The sequence below is a fragment of the Actinocorallia lasiicapitis genome (assembly GCF_054778695.1).
In genome coordinates this window covers 1-8835 of the sequence record NZ_BAAGZI010000253.1, presented here as the reverse complement: position 1 = coordinate 8835, position 8835 = coordinate 1, and the positions used below count along the sequence as shown (strand labels likewise).

Genomic DNA, 8835 nt, shown 5'->3' with positions numbered 1-8835 from the left:
GGCGACGCGCGCGCCGAGCAGCCGGGCGTACCGGCCGAGCCAGGGCGCGGCCGACAGTTCGGCCGCACCGAGCCGGGCGGCGATCTGCTCGGCCGTCCAGAGCCTGAAGTGGACGGAGCCGCCGCGCGGATGATCGCCGGGTTCGACCCCGCGCAGCAGCAGCCGCGCCGAACCCGCCGACAGCAGCATCCGCCCCGGCGGCAGGACGAACAGGGTGAAACCGACGGCGACCCACCACCACGAAAGGTGCGGCGCCAGCCCGAACAGGTTCGACAGGGCGGCCAGCGCCACCACCCAGCGGAGCGCGCCCAGCGTGAGCAGCAGCGGCATCAGCGCGGTCTGCGCGACGGCCATCGCCCGCGGCACCCGCACCACCACATGCTCGGAAGTCGACACTTCCGTGGCCGGAAGGTAAGCGGCCAGATCGGCGAGCGACGGATGGTCGTACAGCTCCCCGACCGTCACCGCCGGATACCGGACGCGCAGCGCCGTGACGAGCCGCGCCGCCGAAAGGCTGGAGCCGCCCAGGGCGAAGAAGTCGGCGTCGGGACCGTTCGGGGCCTCGCCGAGGACGTCCGACCAGACCCCGGCCAGCCAGTGCTCGTCATCGGTGAGCTCCCGGTGGTCGACGGCGGGCAGCGCGATCGGCCAGGGCAGGGCATCCCGGTCGACCTTCCCCGACGTCCTGGTCGGCAGGCTCTCCACCAGCGCCAGCCGGGGCACGAGCGCGCCGGGCAGCTCGGCGCGGAGCCGCTCCCTGGCGTCGGCCAGATCGAAACCGGGCGGGGCGAGCAGATAGCCGACCAGCAGGGGAGTGCCCGACGGGCTGGTCCTGACGGCGGCGGCCGCCCCCTGGACGTCGGGGAGCGCCAGCAGCGCGGCTTCGATCTCGCCGAGCTCGATCCGCCGCTCGCCGGGCTTCACCTGGTCGTCGGCGCGACCCAGGTACAGCAGCCCGGCCTCCTCGGCCTTGACCAGGTCGCCGCTGCGGTAGGCGCGCTCCCAGCCCAGCGACGGCAGCGGCGCGTACTTCTCGGCGTCCTTCGCCGGATCGAGGTAGCGGGCCAGCCCGACCCCGCCGATGACCAGTTCGCCGGACGCGCCCATCGGGACGGGCCGCCCGTCGGGGTCGACGACGGCCAGCTCCCAGCCGTCCAGCGGCAGCCCGATCCTGACGGGGCCCTCGCCGGTCAGCGGGGCGGCGCACGCCACGACCGTGGCCTCGGTGGGGCCGTAGGTGTTCCAGACCTCGCGTCCGGGACGGGCGAGCCGCGCGGCCAGTTCGGGCGGCACGGCCTCCCCGCCGAAGATCAGCAGCCGGACGCCTGCCAGCGCCTCCTGCGGCCAGAGCGCCGCGAGGGTCGGCACGGTCGACACGATCGTCACGCCCTGCTCCGTCAGCCACGGCCCGAGGTCGGCGCCGGTCCTGACCAGCGAGCGCGGCGCGGCGACCAGGCAGGCCCCGTACCGCCACGCCAGCCACATCTCCTCGCAGGACGCGTCGAACGCGACCGAGAGCCCGGCCAGCACCCGGTCGCCGGGGCCGATCGGCGACTCCCGCAGGAACAGGGACGCTTCGGCGTCGACGAACGCGGCCGCGTTCCGATGGCTGACCGCGACGCCCTTGGGACGTCCCGTCGAACCGGAGGTGAAGATGATCCAGGCGTCGTCGGCGAGGGTCGGCGGGCCGGATTTCCCGGAGCCGGGATGCCCGGAGGCGATCCCGTCGGCCGTGATGACGGCGTTGACGGCCGCCTCGCCGAACACCATCGCGGCCCGTTCGTCCGGATCGTCCGCGTCGACGGGCACGTAGGCGGCGCCGGCCAGCAGGGTTCCGAGGATCGCGACATAAAGCCCGTTCGTGCCGGACGGCAGCCGGATCCCGACCCGGTCGCCGCGCCCGATCCCCGCCGCGTTCAGCTTGGCCGCTGTCTCTGCCGCGGCGGCCGTGAGCTGGGCGTACGTCAGAGTCTCGACGCCGTCGGCGAGGGCCGCCGCGCCGGGATGTCGCTCCGCCGAAGCGGCGAGGATCTCGGTCAGCGTCCGCGGCGCGGGCGCGCCGGACGTGCTGGAGTAAAGCGCGGTGTTCACAGATCAGCTCCGGTGTCACGGTCCGGTGAAGGGCCGCTCGTCTGCTTCCGGTCACTTCATCCGGAATCACTACCCAGCCGAGCCTGCCCCGCGCTTCTCTCCGGGTCAAACCGGAGTCAAGTCCGCCGGGGTCGGGGAGTGCTCACTTTTCTACATAAGTGCGTACTTTCTTTAGCATCGGCCCGATTTCGCAACAGGTTCTGCTGTGGCAACGTCCGAATCATCAGCCTCCGGCCGACAGGCCCCACCCCGAGGAGCGCTCATGAACGCCGTGGTCCTGGCGAGCGCCGCACCCGTCGCCTACGTCACCGGATTCGCGATCTTCAAGACGACCGCGCGCAAGATGCCGACCCTGTCGGGCAACCGTCCGGTGATGACGGCCGCCCAGCTCGCCACCTCACCCGTCTGGTATCTGGGGCTCATCACGATCCTGACCGGCGTGTTCGTGCAGAGCCTCGTGATGACGGAACTGCCCGTCCGGATGGTCGTCCCGATGTACGGGCCGGTCATGCTGGTGCTGCTGATGGTGTCGGTCGGGAACTTCGGCGAACGGGTTCCGACGGGGATCTGGAAGGCGCTGACCACCCTGCTCGTCGCCCTCCTCGCACTGGCCTCCGCCAGTGAGCTGTTCACCGGGCAGACCGCCGAACCGGGACCGTGGGACACCACCCCGCCGACCTGGAAGCTGGCGCTGCTCGTCGGGCCGAGCGTGCTGGTGCCCGCGTGGATGTTCGTGGTCCGCGACAAGCCGAGGACCGGACGGCACGCCAAACGCGTCACCGGGATCGCGTTCGGGCTCGGCGCTGGAGTCCTCGTCGGCTGCGCGGAGAGTGCAGGGGTGTGCATCGCGCGGATCCTGCAGGCCCATCCGTACGACTGGCGGGCCGTCCTGAGCTCCCCGCACCCCGCCCTGCTGGTCGGGACCGGGCTGTTCGGGCTCGCCCTCGCCCAGATCGGGCTCCAGCGCTGCCGGCTGTCCGTCGTGATCGTCGTGCTGGCGATCGGTTCGAAGGTGTCGCTCTGGCTCGGCGGGATCCTGGTGTACGGGCAGCCATGGCCGGCGGGGCCGGTCAGATTCGCGGCGACGGGTGCCGGGCTGCTGCTCTGCATCGCCTCGGTGGTGATTCTGCCTCGACACGAAGAAGAGGGGACGGCGGCCAAAGAAGAAGACTTCGGATACGCCGTCCCCGTCCGCAAACTGACCTGACGGAACCTCTGGACCTCTAGCGGAACAGCTTGTTCGCCTTGCCGAGCGACTGGAAGACCGTCTCGCCGGTGTTGTCCTTCAGGCCGTCGTTGTCGGTGACGAACCAGACGGTGTTCTCGCCGGTGATCGCGAGACCCTCGACCTTCTCCTGGGTCCAGCCGTTGGTCTGGCGCAGGTCGGGCAGCAGGTCGCGGACCAGCTTCTTGCTGAGCAGCGGGAGGCCGGCGGCGTTACCCGTCAGCTCGAAGGAGTAGATCTTCTTGTGGGCGGCGGCGGGGCCGGACGCCTTGTCCCGCTCGACGACCGCGAACAGATCGTCACGAACATGGACGATCTCCGACAGGCCGTTCCAGTTGGCGTCCGAGGCCGAAGCCTGGATCGGGTAGCCCCACCAGTTCCACGCGCCCGTCGCCGGGGTGTACCGGCCGATCCGCACCACGTTGGCCGGGTCGGTCGACAGCGGCCGCTGGAGGGTGAAGAACACCTGCTCGGACGCGCCGGAACCGGTGACCGTCACGCCTTCGAGGCCCTGCTTGCCGAGGACGGAGGCCACGTCGGCGGGAAGCGGGACCTCCTGGGTGACCTTGCCCGCCGCGTCGACCGCGACCAGCAGGTTCCTGGTCGCCAGCGGCAGCTTGGAGGCAGCGTCGCCCTCGGACGCCAGCCAGAACCCGCCGCCCGGACGCGCCACGATGCCCTCGGCGTCGTAACCGGCGGGCTTGCCGTCCTTGGTGACCGTCAGCGCCGACTCGACGGCGGCCGGGGTCTGCTTGGTGTCGATCGTGTAGATCTTGGTGGTGCTCAGGGCGGCGTCGCTGACCGAGTACAGCTTGTGCGGCTGCTCCGGCACCGCAGAGAGCCCCGACAGCGCCTGCCAGCCGAGCGCGTTCTCCGACTTGACCTGCGGGAACTGCGCGCGCTCGTCGTAGTCGAGCCGGAACAGCTGGACGGCCGAACGGACCCCGGTCGCCGGGTCGTCGGTCTCGGAGGAGACCGCGAACAGGCTCTTGCCCGGGATCGGCAGCAGGCCCTCGGGGCCCGCGTTGGTCGGCAGCACCTGGCGGAACTTCGGCGACGCCGGGTTCTCCAGGTCGTACACGGCGACGAAGTTGGAACGCTCGGAGCCGACGAACGCGTAGCGCTTGCCGTTGAAGACGCCGACGGCCAGGCCCTCGGGCTCGGTGCCCTTCTTGGCGGCGCGGTCCTCGTTGTGCAGGCCGTGCTCGATGGCGAGCCGCTCGAAGGAGTTGCCGGCGTCCCAGACGACCGCACCGGCGTCACTGAAGATCGTCCAGCCGCGGCCGCCGCCCTTCCAGTCGCCCTCGTTGGCGGTGGCCAGGTGGTGGTCGTCGATCCAGCCGACGGCGTCGGGCTCGCGCGGGACCCCGCTGATCGAGCCGGACGGGTCGATCTGGCCGTCCTTGACGGTGTCGATCCCGGAGATCGAGACGGTGCCCGCCGAGAACACGCGGTCGATCGTCGCGGACTTCCCGTCGACGATCACGATGCCGTTGTTCTCCTGCAGGGTAACGGCCACCTTGCCCTGGCCGTTGACCGAGACGTACTCGACCTCGGGGTCGGTCGGGGCGGCGATGCCCGCGGCGACGAACGACGGGAGCGCGGAGCCGTCGGGCTGGGTGAAGGCGACCTTGCGGGTGCTCCAGCCGGCCGGGCTCGCGCCGGGCAGGTCGAGGATCTGCAGGAAGCCGCCGGGCGCCTGCGGCAGGTCGCCCTTCTTGCCGCCCGCGGGGGTGGCCTCCTCGTCGCGCTGGTTCTCCATCGCGATGGCCGCGAACTTCTTGTCCTTGCTCAGCGCGATCGAGTCGGGCTGGCCGCCGAGGTCGATGCTGCGGACCACGGTCCGGTCGCTGATCCGGATGATGTCGACGCGGCCGGACGGCGCGGTGAAGGAGGTGCTGCTGTCGATCACGGCGAGCGCGTAGCCGCCGACGACCGCGACGGAGGTCGGCGAGTCGTTCGCGCCGAGCGGGATGACGCCGAGGCCCTGCGGGGCCTTCGGACGGGAGATGTCGAGGAAACCGATGTTCCGGCCGATGGCGTCGGTGTAGACCAGGGTCTCGCCGTCCTCGGTGACCGCGCTGATCTCGGCGACGCTCGGACCGCCGGCGGGGAGGTTCTGGAAGACCGGATAGGTGGCCAGGCGCTCGAAGAACGGCTGGTCCTTGCCCGCGTGAGCGGTCGACGGGGCGAAGAGCAGCGGCAGCGCGACGGTGACGGCGGCGGCGGCCAGCCCCCTGCGCCGGAGGCGGAACGACATGCGGAACTCCCGGGGTGTTTGGTGCGAGCCCCCAGAAACTGCCACGTTCCAACGATCAGAAGGTGAACAGCGGGCCTGAACGAGGTAAACGGCGAAGGACGACCTCGCGTGCTGCCGGGAGAACGGCCCGGAGGCCCATCGGGGATGTCCCCGAGGGCCCCCGGAGAAGCGGATCAGGGAACCACCTGAAGGACGGGGGTTTCGGTCGGCTCTTTCGCCAGCGGGCTGGGCCACCAGATCCGCGCGCCGAGATCGTAGGCGAGCGCCGGAAGCAGCAGCGAACGGACCACGAGCGTGTCGAGCAGCACCCCGAACGCGACGATGAACCCCATCTCGACGGCCGGGACGAGCGGCAGCACCATCATGGCCGCGAACGTCCCGGCGAGCACGACCCCCGCCGAGGTGATGACCCCGCCCGTCACGGTCAGGCCGCGCAGCACCCCGGGCCGGGTGCCGAGCCGCGCCGACTCCTCCCGCACCCGCGTCATCAGGAAGATGTTGTAGTCGACGCCGAGCGCCACCAGGAAGATGAACGCCAGCAGCGGGATCGACGGGTCCGCCCCCTCGAAGCCGAAGACGTGCGTGAACACGAACCCGGCGACGCCCAGCGAAGCCAGGAACGACAGGACGACCGTCACGGCCATGATCAGCGGCGCGACCAGCGAGCGGAGCAGGAAGACCAGGATCAGCAGGACGACGCCCAGCACGATCGGCATGATCAGCCTGTCGTCGTGGTCGGAGGCGCGGGCCACGTCGAGCCGGATCGCGGTGGGCCCGCCGACCTTGGCGTCAGCGCCGGGCACCTGGTGGACGGCCGTGCGGAGCCGGTCGACGGCCCGGTCGGCGTCCGCGCCGTCCGGTGCGACGGCCAGCACCACCTCGAACCGGACATGGGGTCCTGCCGTGGTGCTGGTGTGCGACGCCACGCCCTCGGTCGCGTCGATCGCGGCGCCGATCCCGGCCGCGGCGGGGGCCGCCCCGACCACCTCGACGGGTGTGCCGGTGCCCGCGGGGAAGTGCCGGGCCGCGACCTCCTCGCCGATGATCGAGTCGGGTTTGCTGACGAAGATCCCCGCGTTGGAGGTGCCGTGGGTGTTGAGCGAGGTCAGCCCGAGCGCCAGCACGCCGAGGACGGCCGCGGTGTACGCCCACACCAGCCGGGGCCGCGCCCCGACCAGCCCGGCGACCCGCGCCCAGAACCGTGCCTGCCGGGGCTCGGCGCCGACCCTGGGGACGGCGGGCCAGAAGAACGACCGCGGCATGACCGTCAGCAGGGCGGGCAGCAGCGTGGTCATCGCGGCCAGGCAGCACGCCACCCCGACCAGCGAGACGGGCCCGAGGTCGGCGGTCGCGTCCACGTCGGCGAACGACAGGCAGAGCAGGCCGAGCGCGACGGTCGCGGCGCTCGCCACGATCGCCGGACCGGCCCTGCGCAGCGCGACGGCCATCGCGTCATGCCGGTCGGCGTGCCGGTGCAGTTCCTCCCGGTACCGGGCGATGACCAGCAGCGCGTAGTCCGTGGCGACCCCGAACACCAGCACGTTGAGGATCCCCGCGCCGTTCGCGTCGACCGTCAGCCCGAACTCCTCGGCCAGCAGGCACACCACCGCCGACGCGCTGATCAGCGCCGCGCCCGCCGACAGCACCGGCAGGATCCACAGCACCGGGCTCCGGTAGATCAGCAGCAGCAGGACGATCACCACGGCGCCGGCGGCGAGCAGCAGGAACCCCTCCGCGCCCTCGACGGCCTTCTCCTGGTCGGCGAAGACACCGGCCGGGCCCGTCACATGGGTGGCGAGGCCCGGCGGACCCCGCTCGATCACCTCCCGGACGGCCGCGACGACCGGCACCTCCAGACCCCGCTCGACGGGGATCAGCACCCGCAGCGCCTGCCCGTCCGCCGAGGCCACCGGCGGGGCGACCGGACCGGCCACCCCGTCGATCCCCGCCAGCTCGGGCAGGTCGGCGGCGGCCGCGGCCCGGTCGGCGTCGGTGATCCCGCCCGGACGCTCGTAGACGGCCATCGCCTGGGTCCGGTCGTTCTGGCCGAACTCGTCCTGAAGCCTGAGGACCTGGGTGGATTCGGCGTTGCCCGGCAGGGAGGCCGCCGGATCGTCGGTCTGGGCGTCGGACAGACGTCCGGACACGGGGACGAGCACGGCCAGCAGCGCCAGCCAGATCAGCAGTGTGAGCCATTTGCCCCGGCGTCCGGCCGGGGCAGCGGTCAGATCCCTCATTCTGGGGAACCCTCCTTCTCGCGATAGGTCGCAAGTACGAGGGTGTCTCCAGGATTCTCGTCGCACCTCCTGCCGCAGACCTGGGATGATCTCCGTCGTGCGGCCGAAGGCCCCCGAATCGGGCTCAGGGTCGGCTCACGGGCGTCCCCTACTACATTCCGGCGGGCCTATTTCTGGCGGAGCGCCTTCTCCAGCTCCGCCTTGGTCATCATCGACCGGCCCTTGACGCCGCGCCGCTTCGCCTCGTCGTAGAGCTGTTCCTTGGTCTGGCCGTGCTGCTGCTCGGTCTCGCCGAGCCGCGCCCTGGTCTTGTTGACCGTCCGGGCCGCGATCTGCTCGGCCCGCTTCTCCTTGACGCCCCGCGCCTTCTCGGATGCCTTGATGTCCTGGTACTGGCGTTCGCGCTTGTCACTCCACCCGCTCTGCGGCATGGCTCCTCCTTCTGTCAGCGGTCCCGATCAGCGATCCCAGGGGGCTTTCTCCCCCATTTTCGCGTAATAGCGGGAAACCTGTTCTTTGACGCCTTTCTTGTCCTCTGCCGGGATATCTACCCCGCCGCGGCCGCCATCGAGCACGCTGGCGACGGCCATGATCGCGTGCGGGACGGCGACGAGCCTGCCGTCGACGACATCCGCGATCGGCAGCTTGTAGCTACCGAAATCCTGGGGTTTGTCGCCGTCATACCAGAGATGGGCGTCGCGGTAGGCGGCGTCGGGCTCGTGTTCGGCGTCCGCCCAGGCCCTGACCCGTTTGTCCGCGGCGGCGGAGTCCCATTTCCGGTCATGGTCCGCCAGGGGCAGATCCTGATATCTGGTCACAGTCATACCTGGCCGCCTACCCCGATCCAGCGCGCTTAGGCGCGGCCTAGACTGAGGCCATGCCGATCGATCTTCGTCTGCTCGACGGTGTGCGGTGGCAGGGGCGGACGGTCGTCGGCGCGCGGGCTCAGGCGCTGCTCGCCGCGCTCGCCCTGCACGGCCGGACGGTGCACGCCGACCGCCTCGTCGCGCAGGTGTGGGGCG

6 protein-coding genes are annotated in these 8835 nt (G+C 71.3%); 1 reads left to right on the top strand and 5 read right to left on the bottom strand.

Annotation, left to right across the window (positions count from 1 at the left end; translation table 11 throughout):
• The coding region (locus tag ACYVE7_RS23405) for a non-ribosomal peptide synthetase (RefSeq protein ID WP_460367204.1) at positions 1–2091 on the bottom strand (2091 nt) is incomplete at its 3' end.
• A gap of 262 nt (positions 2092–2353) precedes the next feature.
• On the opposite strand from ACYVE7_RS23405, the gene ACYVE7_RS23400 reads away from it, so the two are divergent.
• The gene (locus tag ACYVE7_RS23400) at positions 2354–3298 is read left to right on the top strand and encodes a hypothetical protein (RefSeq protein WP_460367202.1); all 945 of its coding nucleotides are present in this window, start codon (positions 2354–2356) and stop codon (positions 3296–3298) included.
• A gap of 16 nt (positions 3299–3314) precedes the next feature.
• Here the strand turns inward: ACYVE7_RS23400 and ACYVE7_RS23395 are convergent, their stop codons facing one another.
• From ACYVE7_RS23395 to ACYVE7_RS23380, 4 genes are all read right to left on the bottom strand, one after another.
• Positions 3315–5576, bottom strand: a complete 2262-nt coding sequence (locus tag ACYVE7_RS23395; RefSeq protein ID WP_460367199.1) for an esterase-like activity of phytase family protein — start codon at positions 5574–5576, stop codon at positions 3315–3317.
• 173 nt (positions 5577–5749) lie between these two features.
• On the bottom strand, positions 5750–7813 hold the full coding sequence (locus ACYVE7_RS23390; RefSeq protein ID WP_460367197.1) for an MMPL family transporter: 2064 nt from the start codon (positions 7811–7813) through the stop codon (positions 5750–5752).
• 167 nt (positions 7814–7980) lie between these two features.
• Positions 7981–8244 carry a hypothetical protein gene (locus ACYVE7_RS23385; protein WP_460367195.1) on the bottom strand — a complete coding sequence of 88 codons (264 nt, stop codon included), beginning with the start codon at positions 8242–8244 and terminating at the stop codon, positions 7981–7983.
• 27 nt (positions 8245–8271) lie between these two features.
• Positions 8272–8637 carry a hypothetical protein gene (locus ACYVE7_RS23380; protein WP_460367194.1) on the bottom strand — a complete coding sequence of 122 codons (366 nt, stop codon included), beginning with the start codon at positions 8635–8637 and terminating at the stop codon, positions 8272–8274.
• Positions 8638–8835: the final 198 nt, after the last annotated feature.

Excerpts from the sequence above, each read along its gene's own strand:
- ACYVE7_RS23400 (WP_460367202.1), top strand. The coding sequence starts at position 2,354 with ATGAACGCCGTGGTCCTGGCGAGCGCCGCACCCGTCGCCTACGTCACC.
- ACYVE7_RS23395 (WP_460367199.1), bottom strand. The coding sequence starts at position 5,576 with ATGTCGTTCCGCCTCCGGCGCAGGGGGCTGGCCGCCGCCGCCGTCACC.
- ACYVE7_RS23390 (WP_460367197.1), bottom strand. The coding sequence starts at position 7,813 with ATGAGGGATCTGACCGCTGCCCCGGCCGGACGCCGGGGCAAATGGCTC.
- ACYVE7_RS23385 (WP_460367195.1), bottom strand. The coding sequence starts at position 8,244 with ATGCCGCAGAGCGGGTGGAGTGACAAGCGCGAACGCCAGTACCAGGAC.
- ACYVE7_RS23380 (WP_460367194.1), bottom strand. The coding sequence starts at position 8,637 with ATGACTGTGACCAGATATCAGGATCTGCCCCTGGCGGACCATGACCGG.